The following is a 17443-nucleotide window of genomic DNA, read 5'->3' as shown; positions in this document are numbered from 1 at the left end:
CAGGACCCCGGAAAGTGCTGTCGAATCAATGATCTGACGATGGTGTAGGGTGTATCCGACAGCGCGTTGGGAAATGTGGGTAATTGTTAAATTTGCCGTGCGCGAGGCCGTTTCAGGCGCGAAAACGACATCCTTGCGCCTTACGGAAAGGTCGACAGGGTTTGGACGCTTCGGAGTCCTTCTCGCGGATTGATTCCGGGTCGTTTGCGCGCGCCTCGCGCTGCTCAATTCGCGGGCAAACCCGGGTTTTTTGCACACGACTCGCCGGGATCGGTAAAATGTTGGGTTGATCCACGGAAACTTGCCGTGGCGTAGCGGAAGGATTCCCCGAACATGACTGATCTTCGTCTTACCAAGCGGTTTGCAGTAATGCTGATGGCAGGCGGTCTGGTCGCCGGCTGCGGCACGTCGTCGCCGACCAAAGTCGACTACAAGAGCGACTCGAAATCGAAGCAGGTATCACTTGCCGTACCGCCGAACATGATCGATGAGACGGCCGATCAGCGTTCGTTGCCCCCGCAGGGCGGCGAAACCTCGTTGTCCACGCTCAAGCAGGTTCAGGCGCAAGCGCCGTCGGCCAATTCCGTGGTGGTGGCGCCGGCGGTCAGCGGCATGCATATCCAGCGCGACGGCACGGAAAGCTGGCTCGTCATCGACAACAAGGCGCCTGAGCAGGCATGGCCGCAGATTCGCCGCTTCTGGCAGGAGCAGGGCTTCCTGCTGGTGGTCGACCAGCGCGACAAGGGCGTGATGGAAACCGACTGGAACGAAACGCACGCGCAGATCAACGACGGCCTGATCCGTGGCACGCTGTCCAAAGCCATGGGCAACAGCTATGTGACCTCGGAGCGAAACAAGTACCGCACGCGTCTGGAAGCGGCGCCGAACGGCGGCACCTACGTGTTCGTCAGCCAGAAGGGCATGCGCGAGGCGCTGACCGGCACGAACAACGATTCGAGCACGTGGGTGGCGAAGCCGAACGATCCGGGCCTCGAACAGGAATATCTGAAGCGGCTGATGGCGGCGCTGGCGCTGGCCGATTCGCGCTCGAAACCGGCTGACGCGCAAAACGCCGACCTGTCGGCTGGCGCGCAAACGGCGCCGAACGCGGCCACGGCGGGCGCCAAGTCGGCGGCTGCGGCCACGGCGGCGCAAAACGTTTCGCTGTCCGCCCAGCAACCGTCGCCGAACGCGGACGCGAACGGCAACGAAGCGCAGCTTTCGTCGACGGAACTCACGCTCGGCGAGCCGTACGACCGCGCCTGGTTGCGGGTGGGCCTCGCGCTCGACCGCAGCAACTTCACCGTCGACGACCGCGACCTGACCCGCGGCCTGTACTTTGTGCGCTACGTCGATCCGAAGGACATGACGTCGGCCGAACAAGGCTTCTGGAGCCAGGTTTTCCACGGCAAGAAGGAAAAAGTTGCCAAGCAGTATCTGGTGAACGTGCGGGCAGTGACGCCGAACCAGACGCGTGTCGCCGTGGTCGACGACAAGGGCACGGTTGACCAGAGCCCGCAGGCCCAGCAGATCATGAGTCTGATGGCCGACCAGTTGCACTGAGCAAGGCCGCCGCAGGCGGCAACGCTGTCTGAAACCCGCCCGGGAATGACTCCGGGCGGGTTTTTTTATGCCCCGAGAGTGCGGCAAGACCCGGCCAACAATCGATCTCAAACGCCTATGCACGTCTTTTGCTTGGTTCGCTCAACACCGGTCCAAACCGGCGTTCAACGGGAGATGGCCATGTTCGACGTGATTCCTTACTGGATGTGGGCGGCGAGCTTGCTCGTTCTGGCGCTGGTATGCGTCGCACCCTTGAACCCGCGTGAAGCGCGGCGGCCAACCGGCCTGCAGCTTCGGCATGGCGCGGCTCAGCGCACGAAGTGCGCCAACTCTTGACTTGACCCGCCGCTGCGGCCGCCTCGTGCGACTGCACGTAACGTGACGTTACCCCGGTGACGTAACTTTCCAAGCCTTCCTGAGCGCCTCTCTCCGCAACCTTCCTCCGCAGAAAAACTCAAGAAAAATCAGGCGGTTGTCGTTAGTTCGGAACGATTTAACTTAACTGGCACACAAAGTGCTTTTATACACTCATGGGGCCGGAATGCATGACCCGGCGTGAGTTGGCGACGAGTCTCGATCGACGATCTGAAACCAAAGCGGACCATTCCAGCATCGGCCGACGAACCGATGCTTCGCCCGATGACGGCCTGCGCGCGCTGCGCGTGGCCTCGGTGGCCCCGTCGCCTATCCTCGTAGGGCGACGGTTTCGCCCGCACTCCGACATGGAGTGCGGGCTATTTTTTGTGCGGCCGGAATTCGGCGCGGCTAGCGTGGCGGCGCGAGAGATGAGAGTTATGAGAGTCGGCGACGCCGTGAAAGCGTCGCCCGAAACAAAGCCGATTTCAGGTGTCGGCGCGGCGCGTGCCGATCCACGGCAGACGCTTGACCACGCCGGTGGCGAGCGCGGTGCCGACCAGAATCACGCCGCAGCCTTCAATCATGCCCGGCGAGACGCTTTCGCCGAGAAACAGCGCGCCCCACAGAATGCCGAAGATCGGGATGACGAAGGTCACCGTAATCGCGCGCGCCGGTCCGGCCACCGCGATCAGATGGAAGAACAGCATATACGCGACGCCGGTACAGGCAACGCCAAGCGCGATCACCGCGCCCCACGCGTGCAGTGAGATCGGCGTCGCCGGCCAGTAGATCACGGCGAGCGGCAGCAGCACGATGGTGGCGCCGGTCATCGTGCCGGTGGCGACGGTCAGGGCGTCGACGCCGGTCAGATGGCGCTTGGTGTAGTTGGCGGCGATGCCGTACAGCAACGTGGCGCCGAGCGCGGCGCCGGCCGCGAGTGCGGTGGTGAGCGGCGTGGCCGGCGTGCCGTCGGGTGCGGCGATCTGATCCCACACCAGCATCAGCACGCCGAGAAAGCCGATCACCAGCCCGAGCGTGCGCAGCGCGCTCAATCTGTCGCGCAGCCACAGAAAGCCCACCAACGCGCCCCACAGCGGCGTGCTCGCATTGATCACGGACGTGACGCCGGCCGACAGCGTCAACTCGGCATAGGCGAACAGGCAGAAGGGCGCCGCCGAATTCAGAATGCCGACCACTAGCAGCGGGAAAGCGCGCGTGCGCAGGATTGTCGCGGACTGGCGCAGCGGACGTCGCGCGATCAGCACGATCGCGAGAAAGGCCGCGCCGATGCCGACACGCAGCGCCATCAACGGCGCGACGCCGAAGTCGGTGACGCCAACCCGGATAAACAGGAACGACGCGCCCCACAGGGCGGCGAGGATCAGCAACTGGAGCAGGTTTTTAGCATTCATCGAGGTGGCGCCGCGCGCGGTTGAGTCGAGACACCTGTGCATCGTAGCAGTGCAGTCGGGCGAAACGTTTCAGGCTGCAATGAAACGGCAAGTTCCGGGAGACGGAGGCGTTTGATAATCGTCGATCGTAAGCGCAGCGGCGGTCCGTGCATAACGAGCAATTCTCACGCTGATGTGAGAAATATTGCGATCAGGACGGTGAAGTGGGGCTGAAATGACAAGGTGGAAGAAAAGGCCTGCGCGCGCAACGTGAATTATTTTGCGGCAGCGCGGCAGCGGCGGAGTGCCGGCGACCTCGCTCCGGCCTGTTCCGGCTAAAGCGGCGCACGCCGGCGTCCACGCGGCCGCAGCCCGCCACTCGGAGCGCATCGCGCGTGTCGAGCCAACGGGTTGTGCAGGCGTTTTAGCCCGCACAACCCGACCCGCCTCAATGCGGAATCATCCACTGCAGGACATTCTGCTGCAGCCACACCAGCACGCCGAGCAGCACCGTCAACAGAATCGAGTGTTTAAAGGTTTTGGCGAAGACCACGCCTTCCTTGCCTTTGAGTTCGGTGGTCGCCACCCCGGTCGAAATGTTCTGCGGCGAAATCATCTTGCCCATCACGCCGCCGGACGAGTTCGTAGCCGCCATCAGAATCGGGTTGAGATTCAGCTGATTGGCCGCCACCACCTGCAGGTTGCCGAACAGCGCGTTGCCCGACGTGTCGCTGCCAGACAGGAACACCGCGACCCAGCCGAGGAATGCCGACACCAGCGGAAAGAACGGTCCGACCGACGACGCGCCGAGGCCGAGCGTGTACGTGAGCCCGGAGTAGTTCATCAGATACGCGAGCCCGACGATGGTCGCCACCGTGAGGATGGCGATGCGCGTCTGCACCCACGTGTCGGCAATCGCCGCGCCGAATTCGCGCGGGCTCAGTTTGACCACGGCTGCCGTAATGAGCGCGGCGACCAGAATCGCCGTGCCGGTGGCGAGCGGCTGGAAGTCCCAGACCGCGCTGTACGGCGTGTTGTACAGCGTGATGAAGACGGCCTTGTCGAGTCCCGGCCACGGCACCTTGACGTCGCCGATCAGGAAGATCTTCGCCACGGTCCAGATGATCACCACCACCGAGACGATGATCCACGGATACCAGCCCTGGCCGCCGCCGATCTTGCCCCGCACTTCGCCCACGCGGTCGATGTTGACCGCGAACTTCGGATCCGCCGCGGGCTTCCAGACGCGCAGGAAGGCGATCGTGACGATAAGCGAGACCATCGACGACAACACGTCGGTCAAGCTGTAGTTCACATAGTTCGACGCGACGAACTGCGTCAGCGCGAAGCTCGCGCCCGACACCAGCAGCACGGGCCACACCCGCAGCATGTTGCGAAAGCCGGCATAGACGCCGATCACATAGAAGGGCAGCAGGAAGGCGAAGAACGGCAACTGGCGGCCGACCATCTTGGCGAGCGTATCGGCCGGCAAATGCGTGACCGCGCCGAGCACGGTGATCGGCACGCCGAGCGCGCCGAACGCGACTGGCGCGGTATTGAAGATCAGCGTGAAGGTGAGCGCTTCGAGCGTGGGGAAGCCGAGCAGAATCAGCAGCGAACTGGTGATGGCGACCGGCGTGCCGAAGCCCGAAATCCCTTCGAGCAGCGCGCCGAACGAAAACCCGATCACGACCAGCACCACGCGCCGGTCGTTCGGCAGGTTGTCGATCATCCACATGCGAAAGGCCGCGAAGCGGCCCGAGCGTTGTGAGATGTTGTAAAGCAGGATCGCCGCGAACACGATCCACATGACCGGCCAGCAGGCGAACACCGCGCCGGCGACCACCGAATCGACCGCGAGTCCCACGGGAAACTGCCAGACCAGGATGGCCACGATCAGGCCGACGATCAACCCGGCGAGTGACGCCTGCCAAGCCGGCCGGCGGGCCCAGCCAAGCAGAAGCAGCACGACGATGATCGGCAGCGCCGCGACGAGGAACGATGGCAATAGCGAATTGCCGACAGGAGTGAGTAGTTGGTGAAACATCACGTCTCCTTCATTGTTGTTAGGACTCGACGCGGCACCACGCACTCCGGAGCGCGTCGCTATGGCATGACGGATGGGCGTCGCCGACTCGCGGGCGCGGCCGGGATCGCTTTTTTTAAACGGCTACTGCATGTGGCTTACCAAGCATAGAACCCAGTCCGGCCGCGTCAAGAAGGGAAACTACGGGCGCAGCTGATGGGCGCTGGGAGCGCGGCTTGCGCGGACTGGTCGTCGCGGCACATGGCGCGCGACGTTGTGCGGGCGCTGCACGGCGGGAATCCGCCGCGCGAGCGCGTTGGTATGAGCGATCGGGTTAAATCGTGCCGGCGGATGTTAGTGCCAATGGCCGTGACCGCCCCATCCGCCACCACCGTGACCGCCCCAGTAACCACCAAAGCCGACGCCTATCGACACCGACGGCCCATACCAGCCCGGATACCCGTAGTAAGCCGGGTAGACCGGCGGCGGATAGTAAACGGGAGCGGGGGCGACATACACAGGCGGGGCGGCGACCGCGTATGTCGGCGGCGGGGCTGGTTGACCTGTCTGCGCTTGTTGTTGCTGCTGCTGATCCGTCGAGTAGGCGTCTTGCCCGACCGGGACTGCCTGCTGCGTTCCCGCTGCGGGGACCGTCGCGTAATACGGTGAATACGCCGGGTAGTAACCGTACGGGTAATAGCAGCCAGACAGCGTCATTAAACAGACTGCGCCACCGAGCGCGATGCCTGTTTGCGAAAGGCGTGGGAAAGACGGGGAAAAGCGCAGCGGCCACCGCTGGCCGATCGCGCACGCCGTGTTGATGAGGCGGGACTTCATGACGCGCTCCTGGTTGAATCGGACGCCGCCATCAGGGGCGTGACGTCATGAGCTTACGCCGCCTGGGCACCAACAGGATTGCAAAACCGTAACGGCTTATTTCACCTCGTTGCGGCGCGTCGAACGAAACGGGCGAACTGCGTACTCGCGCTGGCTGTTGAGACGCGGAGCCGCTTGCAGGTCAGCGTGGGCGAAGCATTGTTCGGCCCACGCTCGGATGACATCCGGACGCATGGCGTGCCCATGATTCTCCGTTACTTACCAACCTCATGCCCGATCACGCCGCCTGCCGCCGCGCCGCCGAGCGTCGACAGCGCATTGCCGCCGATCGCTGCGCCCGCCGCGCCACCCAGACCCGCGCCAATGGCAGTGTCGCGCCCCTGACGGCTCATGCCGTCGCATGCGGAAAGGCTCACCAGGACGGCCGCGATGGCCGCAAACATACCGATTTGACGTATCGATTTCATGATGTTGACTCCAGTGGTTACGGTCGGCAGTAGACACCGCCCATGCGTTTGATGGTATCGCCGCATCCTGTATCCGGATGTGTGCGCTTGTCAGCGAAACGACGGTTTCGTAATCAAGTGTTTCCCTCCGTCTAGCACGCGGCGTGCCCGGGCGGCGCAAACGAAAAAGCCCGCCAGTGGCGGGCTTCGTTGCTGCAATGCAGAGGTTTGGCGGGTCGGGTGGCGTAATAACGACGCCCGCCCCGCGAACCGAACCTTACTGCCGCTGATAAATCTCGGCGCCTTTCTTCATGAACTCGATCGACTTCACTTCCATGCCTTTCTTCAGCGCTTCGTCGTCGGTGACGCCTTGTTGCGCGGCGAATTCGCGTACGTCCTGCGTGATCTTCATCGAGCAGAAGTGCGGCCCGCACATCGAGCAGAAATGCGCGACTTTCGCCGAATCCTTCGGCAGTGTTTCGTCGTGGAATTCGCGCGCCTTGTCCGGATCGAGACCGAGATTGAACTGGTCTTCCCAGCGGAACTCGAAACGCGCTTTCGAGAGCGCGTTATCACGCACCTGCGCGCCCGGATGGCCCTTCGCCAGATCGGCGGCGTGCGCCGCGAGCTTGTAGGTGATGATGCCGGTCTTGACGTCGTCCTTGTTCGGCAGCCCGAGGTGTTCCTTCGGCGTGACGTAGCAGAGCATCGCCGTGCCGAACCAGCCGATCATCGCGGCGCCGATGCCCGACGTGATGTGGTCGTAACCCGGCGCAATGTCGGTCGTCAACGGTCCCAGCGTGTAGAACGGCGCTTCGTCACACCATTCGAGTTGCAGGTCCATGTTCTCCTTGATGAGCTGCATCGGCACGTGGCCGGGGCCTTCGATCATGGTCTGCACGTCGTGCTTCCACGCGATCTGCGTGAGTTCGCCGAGCGTCTTCAGTTCGCCGAGTTGCGCTTCGTCGTTGGCATCGTAGATCGAGCCGGGACGCAGACCGTCGCCGAGTGAGAAGGCCACGTCATACGCCTTCATGATTTCGCAGATGTCTTCGAAATGCTCGTACAGGAAGCTTTCCTTGTGATGCGCGAGACACCACTTCGCCATGATCGAGCCGCCGCGCGAGACGATGCCGGTCATGCGCTTGGCCGTCAGCGGCACGTATTGCAGACGCACGCCCGCGTGGATCGTGAAGTAGTCGACGCCTTGCTCGGCCTGTTCAATAAGCGTGTCGCGGAAGATTTCCCACGTCAGATCTTCGGCCTTGCCGTTGACCTTTTCGAGCGCCTGATAGATCGGCACCGTGCCGATCGGCACCGGCGAATTGCGGATGATCCACTCGCGCGTTTCGTGGATATGCTTGCCGGTGGAGAGATCCATCACCGTGTCGCCGCCCCAGCGGATCGCCCACGTCATCTTGTCGACTTCCTCGCCGATGGAGGACGTCACCGCCGAGTTGCCGATGTTCGCATTCACCTTCACGAGGAAGTTGCGGCCGATGATCATCGGTTCGCTTTCCGGGTGATTGATGTTATTCGGGATGATCGCGCGGCCGCGCGCCACTTCTTCGCGCACGAACTCCGGCGTGATCGCCGTGAGACCGTTCGGGCCGAACGCGCTCGCGCCGAACGCCTGGCCCGGATGCTGGCGGCCCATCATCGCCGCGAGCTTTTCGCCGTTCGGCCCGCTTGTCTTGAGGCTCTCCAGATACTCGGCGCGGCGCTGGTTCTCGCGAATCGCGATGTATTCCATTTCCGGCGTGATGATGCCTTGGCGGGCGTAATGCATCTGCGAGACGTTTTTGCCGGCGATCGCGCGGCGCGGCGTGCGATGCAGGCCCTTGAAGCGCAGATCGGCGGTGGCCGTGTCGGCGGCGCGCTCGCGGCTGAAGTCGCTCGACAGACCCGTCAGCGCTTCGGTGTCGCCGCGTTCTTCGATCCAGGCCTGGCGCAGTGCGGGCAGACCCGCGCGGATGTCGATCTTGGCTTCCGGATCGGAGTAAGGGCCCGACGTGTCGTAGACATAGACCGGCGGATTCTTTTCGCCACCGAAGCTGTCGGGCGTGTCGGCCTGCGAGATTTCGCGCATCGGCACGCGGATGTCGGCACGCGAGCCGGTCACGTAGACCTTGCGGGAATTCGGCAGCGGCGCGACAGCGGCTTCGTCGACGTGAGCGTCGGCGGAAAGGAACTTCGGATTGGCGTTCATCGTATCTCCTGTCGACCAGAGTTGGCGCTTTAGCGCCTTACTCTGGTCCCATGCAGAGCATGGCGTTGAGTGGGGCGGCTAAGCAGGAGACGAGACGGAAGTAGTCGGAATTCGCGAGAGATGAGGCAATAAAGCTTGGCTGCGAAATCCGTACGCTTCCCTGCGCTGGCATTATCCAGATCAGGTTCAAAGGGTATTTCTCACCCACGCGGCACGGACCTCCAACCTCCGTGCGACGCAGGACCCCCGCGTTAGCAGCGCACACGATACACCGGCCGGCCGCTGCTTGGCAACCCATCCTGAAAAGTCGGATGATGGAAATAACGGCGGGCCGCTACACGTTGCTTGCGGATCGAAGGGGCGGCCGAAGATGCCGCGGCAAAAGTTTCGCGCGGCGCGCGGGGCGTTGCTTACAGCGTGAAATCGTCGGCGGCTTCGGGCTGAAACAGGATCTTTTCCAGCTTCAGCACTTTCTCAGTGCCGCTCGGCGGCGTGAAGCGGATACGCTCGCCGCGTTTGGCGCCGAGCAAGGCAATGCCGGCGGGCGAGAACACGTTCAGGCGGCCGTGCGCGAAGTCCGCATTGGGCGGATAGACCACGGTCCAGGTCATCTGCTCGCCGCTGGTTTCGTCGACCAGCGTGGCTTGCGAGTTCATCGTGACGACGTTGGCAGGTATCTCGCGCGAATCGACTATCACCGCGCGTTCCAGCACGTCGTCGAGCATGTCTTGCAAACGCGCGTCCGCACCCGGCCGGGCTGCGTGTTTCTCGAGACGGGCGACGTCGAGTTCGGTGAGGTAACAGGTTTTCGTCTTTTTCACGACGGGTACTCCAATTCGATCTGCATTTGAGGGAACAGCGTGCGGATGAGATCGGCCCGGAGCCCGACAACGCGGCTCAGGCAATGGAGCGGGCAGCGTTAGATCGGGCGCCGGGCGGCGTGGAGCGGGAGCGTTCGGGACGGCTCGCCGGCGTGGCGCGGCATGAGTTCCGCGCGCGCGCAGCCGGTTGCGCGGCGGGGGCGCAAGCGGAAGAAGGCACGGGAAGTCGGAAAGCGCATCGAGATAGTCGGCAGGCAGCGAAAGAAAGTGAGGAAGGCGCCGCCATTCATCTGACTGAATGTGTGCGCGATCGAAAGGGCAATGTTAGCACGCGAGTCGTGCATCGCCCGACGTGGTCGCGCTTCAGGAAAAAAGCTGGGAAAAATTGCAAATGCGCTGTCATAACCCGCCGTGTGGTCCGACAAACGTGCAGATCCTGATTGGAGCATGTCATGCAAACCGCCAGACTCCGCCGAGACCATCGGCGTTTCACTCGAAGCATCGGGCTCGCTGTCGCGCTGACCTCGCTGCTGGCCAGCGGCCTCGCGGACGCGGCCAGCGCCGTCTGCAGCGCGTATAGCCCGGCGCATCGTGTGGCGCTGGTCGAGCTGTACAGCAGCGAAGGCTGCAATAGCTGCCCGCCCGCCGACAACTGGCTGAGCCAATGGAAAAACAGCGGCGCGACGCAAAGCATCGTGCCGTTGGCGCTGCACGTGGATTATTGGAATAGCCTCGGCTGGACTGACCGCTTCTCGCAACATCGTTTCACTGAACGTCAGCAGGCGCTCACCGATCTCGGCGGCGGTCACACCATCTACACGCCGGAAATTTTCGTCTCGGGGCGCGAACTGCGTAGCTGGTCGCGACGCGACAGTTTCGAGAGCAGCATCGGCAAGGTCGTCGGCGAGCCGGCGCAAGCGAACGTCGCGCTCGAACTCAAGCAACAGCAGACGCCGGGTGCGTTCAACGTCACGGCGCAATTCACCAGCAAGTCGGCAGACACAGCGGGCCAACTGGACGCCTACCTCGCTGTCTATGAGAACTCGCTCAGCTCGCAAGTCGGCGCCGGCGAAAATAGCGGCGTCACCTTGCATCACGAACGCGTTGTGCGGCAATGGATCGGCCCGGTGCCGCTCGTCGCGGGCAACGCACAGATTCGCCGCGATATCCGCATCCAGGACGCAACCGCGGATGCCAACGTCAACGCGCCCGCTGACCGCTTCGGCGTGGTCGCCTTTGTCGAAAACGAGGCGACCGGCGATGTTCTGCAAGTGGCCGAACTGGCCGCGTGCCATTGATCGCCGCGTCCGCGCTCACAGGAGAGTTTCATGGCAACCCATCATGCACTTCGCGACACTGTGCCGTCCACCGAGCCGCAAAAAAGCGGTGCGATCCATCCACTGTGGGTGCGTCTCACGCATTGGCTCAACGCGCTCGCCGCCATCGTGATGATGTTGTCGGGCTGGCGCATCTACGACGCCTCGCCGATCTTCCCGGCGTTCCATTTTCCGCCCGCCATCACGCTCGGCGGCTGGCTCGGCGGCGCGCTGCAATGGCATTTCGCGGCGATGTGGCTGCTGGTTTTCAACGGCCTGCTGTATCTCGCGTTGAACCTCGCGAGCGGGCGCTTCGTGCGCAAGTTCCTGCCGGTGTCGCCGCGCGCCGTGCTGCACGACTTCGTCGCCGCGTTGACCGGCAAGCTCTCGCACGCCGACTTGCGCGTCTATAACGCGGTGCAGAAATTCGCCTACCTGTTCGTGGTCTGCGATCTGATCGTGCTGGTGCTCTCGGGTCTCGCGATCTGGAAGTCGGTGCAGTTTCCATTGCTGCGTGAACTGATGGGTGGCTACGACAACGCGCGCATCGTCCACTTCTGCGCGATGTCGCTGATGGCCGCGTTCATCGCCGTGCATCTGGTGATGGTGGCGCTCGTGCCGCGCTCGCTGCTCGCCATGTTGCGCGGACGCTGAGCCGTTCATCCGCTAAAGCGAACGTTACGGATACCGAATCATGAACACACCCGCTCGAAACTCCACTCGTTCTGCCGGCCAGAAGCTCGATCGCGAATCGATTCTGATCGACGCCCGCCGCGAACTCGCGATGCCGTCGCGGCGTCTGTTCGGCAAACGCCTTCTGACGCTCGGCGGCCTGTCGATGCTGACCGGCTGCTCGCTCACCGACGACGACTCGGTCAACAAATTTCTCACCGCCGTCTCGCGCCTGAACGACCGGGCGCAAGCCGCGCTGTTCGATCCGAAGCAACTCGCGCCAACCTACACCGAAGCGCAAATCACTCGGCCGTTTCCGTTCAACGCGTTCTACGGCATCGACGACGTGCCCGAGGTGAACGGCGCCGACTACAAGCTGCAGATCAGCGGGCTCGTCACCGGTCAGCGCGTCTGGTCCTTGCCCGAACTGTACGCGCTGCCGCATGCCGAGCAGATCACGCGGCATATCTGCGTGGAAGGGTGGAGCGCGATCGGCCGCTGGGGCGGCACGCCGTTCAGCGACTTTCTGCGGCGCATCGGCGCGGACACGAGCGCGAAGTACGTCGGCTTCAGATGCGCGGACGACTACTACGAGAGCATCGACATGCCGACCGCGCTGCATCCGCAAACGCTGCTCACGTTCTCGTACGACGGCGAGCGCCTGCCCGCGAAATACGGCTTCCCGATGAAACTGCGCATGCCGACCAAGCTCGGCTACAAGAACCCGAAGCACATCGTCGAGATGTTCGTCACCAACACGTATCCCGGCGGCTATTGGGTCGACCAGGGCTACAACTGGTTCGGAGGCTCCTGACGCGCGCGGGTCGGCGCCGCTGAGGCGGCGGCGCGACCCCGGACGGCAGAAGCTTCGGAAATACGCCGGCTAGTGCTCTGGCCGGTCTTGATTTATCCATAACCAAGGAGTCATCCCATGAAAAAGTTCGCACTCGCAGCACTGGCCGTCGCTCTCCTCACCAGCGGCGGCGCCGCGTTCGCCCAGGCAAGCGGCGCCATGTCCAACGACGCGATGTCGAAGGACACCATGTCCAAAGATGCGATGTCCAAGGACAGCATGTCGAAGGACGGCATGAAGAAGGACACGATGAAACATGACAAGATGAAAAAGGGCGGCGCGATGAAGCACGAAGCGTCGGGCGCCATGGCCAACTGAGCCGTCCTGACTATGCGGCTCGCATAGCGCGAACGCGCCGGCGGCCCGCACAACAGAAAGCCGGGGCATGTCCCCGGCTTTCTGTTGCAAGTACGCCAACAAGTTACGATTCTTTCAAGCGACGCGGTGGGCGCTTACTGCATAATGCGATGCGCGCCAAACGTTTGGCGCGTGTTCGCCGTGGCTCGATCTCTCCTGATCGTCGCGGCGTTGTGGCCCCATTGGCCATCTATCGTCCTTCCGTTCCACCGACATGTCCGCCAGCCTCGCCCGTCAGACCGCATCGCCGATGCGGTGTCCGCCATCCCGCCTCCGGGTCTTCAGCGGGGGCGCAGCACCTCGAGCGGCATGGGCGGGTTGAACGCATGTCGCTGCAATTCCTGAATCGTTTTCCGCGTGGGTTCCCGATCCGTTTGCCGCAATCGCGCAACGGGCAGATCGCGCTCGCGCTCGCCGTCGTCTATCTCGTGTGGGGTTCGACGTATCTCGCCGTGCACGTCGCGCTCGGTTCGTTTCCGCCGCTGCTGCTGTCCGGACTGCGCAACCTGTTCGCCGGGGTAGGGCTGTTCATATTCGCCGCGCGTCGCAATCCGGTCTGGCCGGGCGCCGCCGAAATCCGCAATGCCGGGCTCGTCGGCACCATGCTGGTCGGTCTGTCGAGCGGCATGCTCGCCTACGGGATGCGCACCGTCGGCACCGGTACCGCGGCCGTCATGGTCGCGACCGTGCCGCTGTTCGCAACGGTGATCGCGGCGGTGGCGGGGCGCAAGATTGGCCGCGGCGAGTGGTTCGCGGTCGGCCTCGGTCTGGTCGGCATTGCGATTCTTAGTCACGGCGACAGCGCGCCAGGATCGGCGGGCGGCAGCCTGGCGATTCTCTGCGGCGCGCTTTTCTGGGCGGGCGGCGCGCATCTGGCCGGGCGTTTGAAGCTGCCCTCGGACCTGTTTCTCTCGACGTCGCTGCAAATCGGCCTGGGCGGCGCGATGTCGACGCTGGTCGCGTGGGTCTCGGGCGAGCGGATGCTCGAGGTGCATGTTCTGCCGGTGCTGGCGTTTATCTACCTGATGCTGATCGGAACGATGGCCGCTTACGTCGCCTACGGTTTTCTGATCCGGCACACCAGTCCGATCATCGCCAGCAGCTGCATGTATGTGAATCCGGTGGTGGCGGTCGCGCTCGGCGCGCTGCTGCTCGGCGAACCGGTCACTCATTCCACGGTGGTCGCGACTATCGTGATTCTGGCGAGCGTCGGGCTGTCGTTCTGGTTCGATTACCGGAAGAAGGGACTCGCCTGAGTCCAGCCTGAAGCGGGCGACGCTTGCTTCACAACGACGCCGCCACTTCCGCGCCTTCGCGAATCGCGCGTTTCGCATCCAGTTCGGTTGCCACCTTCGCGCCGCCGATCACGTGGTAGCGCGGGCCGTTGGCGCTGTCCGCCTTTGCGTCCGCCGCCGTCTGTGGAAGCAGATCGCGCAGCGACTCCTGCCCCGCGCACACGACGATCGTGTCCACCTCCAGCCACTCCTCGACGCCCTCACGCGCGATCTTCAAACCGCGCGCGCTGATTTCCCGATACGACACACCGTCGAGCATCTTCACGCCGTTTCTCGCCAGCGTCGCGCGATGCACCCAGCCGGAGGTCTTGCCGAGTCCCATGCCGAGCTTGCCGGCCTTGCGCTGCAACAGCCAGATCTGCCGCGCCGGCTCTGCCGGCGCGGGCGGTTTCAGGCCGCCGCGTTCCCGCACGGCCAGATCGACACCCCATTCGTCGAGCCACGCATCGCGCGGCACGGGCAGCGGCTCACCCGCGCGATGCAGCAGAAACTCGCTGACGTCGAAGCCGATGCCGCCCGCGCCGATCACGGCGACGCGCTGACCGACCGGCGCACCGCGCAGCACATCGACATAAGACAGCACGTTCGGCCCGTCGATGCCGGCAATCGCCGGCCGCCGCGGCACGATGCCGGTGGCGACGATCACATCGTCGTAAGCGCCGGCGGCGAGCAGCGCGGGATCGACGCGCGTGTCGAGCCGCACGTCGACGCGGTGGCGCTGCAACTGGCTCTGAAAATACCGGATCGTCTCGCTGAACTCTTCCTTCCCTGGCACGCGCATCGCCAGATTGAACTGGCCGCCGATCGTTGCGCTGGCATCGAACAGCGTCACGCGATGCCCACGCGCGGCGGCCACGGTCGCCGCCGACAAGCCCGCCGGACCCGCGCCGACCACTGCGATGGAACGCGCGGCCCGCGCTCCGGCGACCGGCCGGTAGACCAGTTCGGTCTCGCGTCCCGCGCGCGGATTGACGAGGCAGGTGGCGCGCTGGTTCTTGAACGTGTGATCGAGACAGGCCTGATTGCAGGCGATACAGGTGTTGATTTCCTGCGCGCGTCCCTCGGCGGTCTTCACGACGAACTCGGGATCGGCCAACAGCGGCCGCGCCATGGAAACCAGATCACCGGCGCCTTGCGCGAGCAGTGCTTCGGCGACCTCGGGCGTATTGATGCGGTTCGACACGATCACCGGCACCTTGACGGCCGCCTTCAATCGCGCGCTGAGCGCAGCGAAAGCCGCGCGCGGCACCGAGGTCACGATGGTCGGCACCCGCGCTTCGTGCCAGCCGATGCCGGTATTGAACATCGTCACGCCGGCCGCTTCGAGTGCCTGGGCGACCTGCACGGTTTCGTCCCACGTATTGCCGCCTTCCACCAGATCGATCAGCGAGATCCGGTAGACGACGATAAAGCGTTCGCCGCACACCGCGCGCACCCGCTCGACGATCTCGCGCGCGAGCCGCATGCGGTTCTCGATGCTGCCGCCGTAGGCGTCGGCGCGGTGATTGGTGCGCGGGCACAGGAACTGGTTGAGCAGATAGCCCTCGCTGCCTATGATCTCGATGCCGTCATAGCCCGCGCGTTGGGCGAGGCGCGCGCAGCGCGCGTAGTCGCGCACGGTCTTCGCAATGCCGGCGATGCTCAGCGCGCGCGGCTTGAACTTCGAGATCGGCGATTTGATGGCCGACGCGGAGACCACGAACGGTTGATAGCCATAGCGGCCCGCATGCAGGATCTGCAGCGCGATCTTGCCGCCTTCGGCATGCACGGCTTCAGTCAACTTCCGATGGTTGCGCAGATCGAGCACGGAATTCAGCGTGCCGCCGAACGGCAGCAGCCAACCCTCTCGATTCGGCGAGATCCCGCCCGTGACGATCAGGCCGACGCCGCCCTTCGCGCGCTCGCGGAAATACGCGGCGAGCTTCGGATAATTCCAGAAGCGGTCCTCCATGCCCGTGTGCATCGAACCCATCACCACGCGGTTACGCAGGCGGGTGAAGCCGAGGTCGAGTTCGGCGAGTAAGTGTTGGTAAGACATGCGGAGGACCGTGTAAGTATTGGGCGCGCACGAACAATACACCGCGCGGCGTGCCATCCCTCCGAGGAAACTTTCTAATCCTCGTAACTCGTTGCTCCGTAAGACATTCTTCAGTCGCCGGCAGACAGATTAGAGACCGCGGCACGCGCATTGCTCGAAGCGGGCGTCCGTCGACACGAGCCGTGCGATGGCAGAAGGGATAGGAGGGGCATTCCGTTTCGCAGAGCTGGCCTGACTGTTCGTATGACCAACGAACCAGCGTCAGACGGCGTGTTGTGCGAAGCGGAAGTCCACAAAATCAATGGGCCGTGAGCCCGACAAATCGATACAGGTGAACATAATGAAACTGATCCGAACCATGGTGGCGATGGCTGCCGTTGCATCCGTTCTGAGCGCATGCGGTGGCGGCTCCGACGACGTGGGCAAGGAACTCGGGCTGACCAATCCGGAGATCCATTTCATCCATGCCATTCCCAGCGGCCCGGCGGTCGACTTTCTCGTCAACGGCACCGCGCCCTCGGGACAGACCAACATCAGCTATAAGGGTGTGACGAACTTCACCAATATCAACACGGGCGCAACCACGGTCGCTTACTCCGCGACCGGCACGACGACCGCGTTCGCGAGCGGCAGCTTTCCGGATGTCGCAAAGGGTCACCAATACACCGTGCTCGCCTTGCCGGGTCTGGCCGCGCCGGCCATCGGCCTGATCGACGATCCGTTCGACAAGGGCCTGCTGTCAAATAGCGCGCGTTTGCGCGGCTTCAACGCGTCGGCGAACGCGACGAACCTCGACCTGTATCTGGTCCAGTCCACCTCGACCGACATCACCAACGTCTCGCCGACGATGGCCGGTGTCGCCTTCAAGAACGCCGTGCCGGCGAGCGGTCAGGATTCGATCTATGTGTCGGGCGGGACCTACGTGCTGATCGCGACCACGGCCGGCAGCAAGACGCCGATCTTCCAGTCGCCGGCCTTCACGCTGTCGAACAATGCCGACTGGCTGGTCACGTCGGTGCCGATCGCCGGTGCGCTGAGCCAGCTCGTGCCGGGCCAGATCCATCTGCTGGTTGCGCAGAACGGCAACACGCAGACACCGAGCGTCGAGTTGACGAACACGCTCAATGGCCAATAAGCGCTGATGAAAGCGCCGGCTGAGCGCATGCAATAGGCGGTAAGTCCTGGGGAGGACGGAACGGCGATCCACGCGAGTGGATCGCCGTTTTGTTTGCGGCCTTGCCCCGGCGATGGCCGACACCCGC

Annotated in this window: 15 protein-coding genes and 1 riboswitch; of the genes, 8 read left to right on the top strand and 7 right to left on the bottom strand. The window is 63.8% G+C overall.

Features of this window, described 5'->3' with window-relative positions; all coding sequences use genetic code 11:
- Positions 1-333: 333 nt before the first annotated feature.
- Entirely contained in the window at positions 334-1563 is a 1230-nt protein-coding gene (gene bamC, locus B0G81_RS18385; protein ID WP_116117762.1) for an outer membrane protein assembly factor BamC, read from the top strand.
- A gap of 180 nt (positions 1564-1743) precedes the next feature.
- Positions 1744-1899 carry a hypothetical protein gene (locus B0G81_RS43685; protein WP_166679015.1) on the top strand — a complete coding sequence of 52 codons (156 nt, stop codon included), beginning with the start codon at positions 1744-1746 and terminating at the stop codon, positions 1897-1899.
- A 506-nt stretch (positions 1900-2405) separates the two neighbouring features.
- On the opposite strand, the gene B0G81_RS18380 is transcribed toward B0G81_RS43685, so the two are convergent.
- The 6 genes from B0G81_RS18380 to B0G81_RS18355 all read right to left on the bottom strand — a co-directional run bounded on the left by B0G81_RS18380 (position 2406) and on the right by B0G81_RS18355 (position 9650).
- A complete protein-coding gene (locus tag B0G81_RS18380; protein ID WP_134137891.1) occupies positions 2406-3332 on the bottom strand; it encodes a DMT family transporter in 927 nt (308 codons plus the stop codon).
- Between the two features lie 427 nt (positions 3333-3759).
- Positions 3760-5358: an L-lactate permease gene (locus tag B0G81_RS18375; RefSeq protein ID WP_106279318.1), complete on the bottom strand. Its 1599-nt coding sequence runs from the start codon at positions 5356-5358 to the stop codon at positions 3760-3762.
- A gap of 333 nt (positions 5359-5691) precedes the next feature.
- Entirely contained in the window at positions 5692-6174 is a 483-nt protein-coding gene (locus B0G81_RS18370) for a hypothetical protein (RefSeq protein ID WP_134137890.1), read from the bottom strand.
- A 254-nt stretch (positions 6175-6428) separates the two neighbouring features.
- The gene (locus tag B0G81_RS18365) at positions 6429-6641 is read right to left on the bottom strand and encodes a glycine zipper 2TM domain-containing protein (RefSeq protein WP_134137889.1); all 213 of its coding nucleotides are present in this window, start codon (positions 6639-6641) and stop codon (positions 6429-6431) included.
- A 256-nt stretch (positions 6642-6897) separates the two neighbouring features.
- Positions 6898-8829, bottom strand: coding sequence for a phosphomethylpyrimidine synthase ThiC (gene thiC, locus B0G81_RS18360; protein ID WP_116117759.1), 1932 nt, complete (start codon positions 8827-8829; stop codon positions 6898-6900).
- Between the two features lie 139 nt (positions 8830-8968).
- A riboswitch (TPP riboswitch) is annotated at positions 8969-9087 on the bottom strand.
- Positions 9088-9239: 152 nt separating this feature from the next.
- Entirely contained in the window at positions 9240-9650 is a 411-nt protein-coding gene (locus B0G81_RS18355; protein WP_106279326.1) for a GreA/GreB family elongation factor, read from the bottom strand.
- Between the two features lie 452 nt (positions 9651-10102).
- Between B0G81_RS18355 and B0G81_RS18350 the strand changes: the two genes are divergently transcribed.
- The 5 genes from B0G81_RS18350 (at position 10103) to B0G81_RS18330 (ending at position 14104) form a co-directional block, all read left to right on the top strand.
- Positions 10103-10948 carry a DUF1223 domain-containing protein gene (locus B0G81_RS18350; protein WP_134137888.1) on the top strand — a complete coding sequence of 282 codons (846 nt, stop codon included), beginning with the start codon at positions 10103-10105 and terminating at the stop codon, positions 10946-10948.
- Positions 10949-10978: 30 nt separating this feature from the next.
- The gene (locus B0G81_RS18345) at positions 10979-11620 is read left to right on the top strand and encodes a cytochrome b/b6 domain-containing protein (RefSeq protein ID WP_106279329.1); all 642 of its coding nucleotides are present in this window, start codon (positions 10979-10981) and stop codon (positions 11618-11620) included.
- A 40-nt stretch (positions 11621-11660) separates the two neighbouring features.
- Positions 11661-12452 carry a molybdopterin-dependent oxidoreductase gene (locus tag B0G81_RS18340; protein ID WP_106279330.1) on the top strand — a complete coding sequence of 264 codons (792 nt, stop codon included), beginning with the start codon at positions 11661-11663 and terminating at the stop codon, positions 12450-12452.
- Between the two features lie 117 nt (positions 12453-12569).
- Positions 12570-12809 (top strand): pentapeptide MXKDX repeat protein, encoded by a 240-nt coding sequence (locus B0G81_RS18335; protein ID WP_106279332.1) that lies wholly within the window; start codon positions 12570-12572, stop codon positions 12807-12809.
- A gap of 365 nt (positions 12810-13174) precedes the next feature.
- Positions 13175-14104 (top strand): EamA family transporter, encoded by a 930-nt coding sequence (locus B0G81_RS18330; RefSeq protein WP_106279334.1) that lies wholly within the window; start codon positions 13175-13177, stop codon positions 14102-14104.
- Between the two features lie 28 nt (positions 14105-14132).
- Here B0G81_RS18330 and B0G81_RS18325 read toward each other — a convergent pair whose 3' ends face one another.
- Positions 14133-16181, bottom strand: a complete 2049-nt coding sequence (locus tag B0G81_RS18325; RefSeq protein ID WP_134137887.1) for an NADPH-dependent 2,4-dienoyl-CoA reductase — start codon at positions 16179-16181, stop codon at positions 14133-14135.
- A gap of 340 nt (positions 16182-16521) precedes the next feature.
- Between B0G81_RS18325 and B0G81_RS18320 the strand changes: the two genes are divergently transcribed.
- Positions 16522-17316, top strand: coding sequence for a DUF4397 domain-containing protein (locus B0G81_RS18320; RefSeq protein WP_134137886.1), 795 nt, complete (start codon positions 16522-16524; stop codon positions 17314-17316).
- Positions 17317-17443: the final 127 nt, after the last annotated feature.

Origin of the sequence: Paraburkholderia sp. BL6665CI2N2, from assembly GCF_004366535.1 — a bacterium.
Lineage (GTDB): Bacteria > Pseudomonadota > Gammaproteobacteria > Burkholderiales > Burkholderiaceae > Paraburkholderia.
Note: the sequence above shows the minus strand (reverse complement) of the source record. Positions and strands in the feature narration are given on the sequence as shown.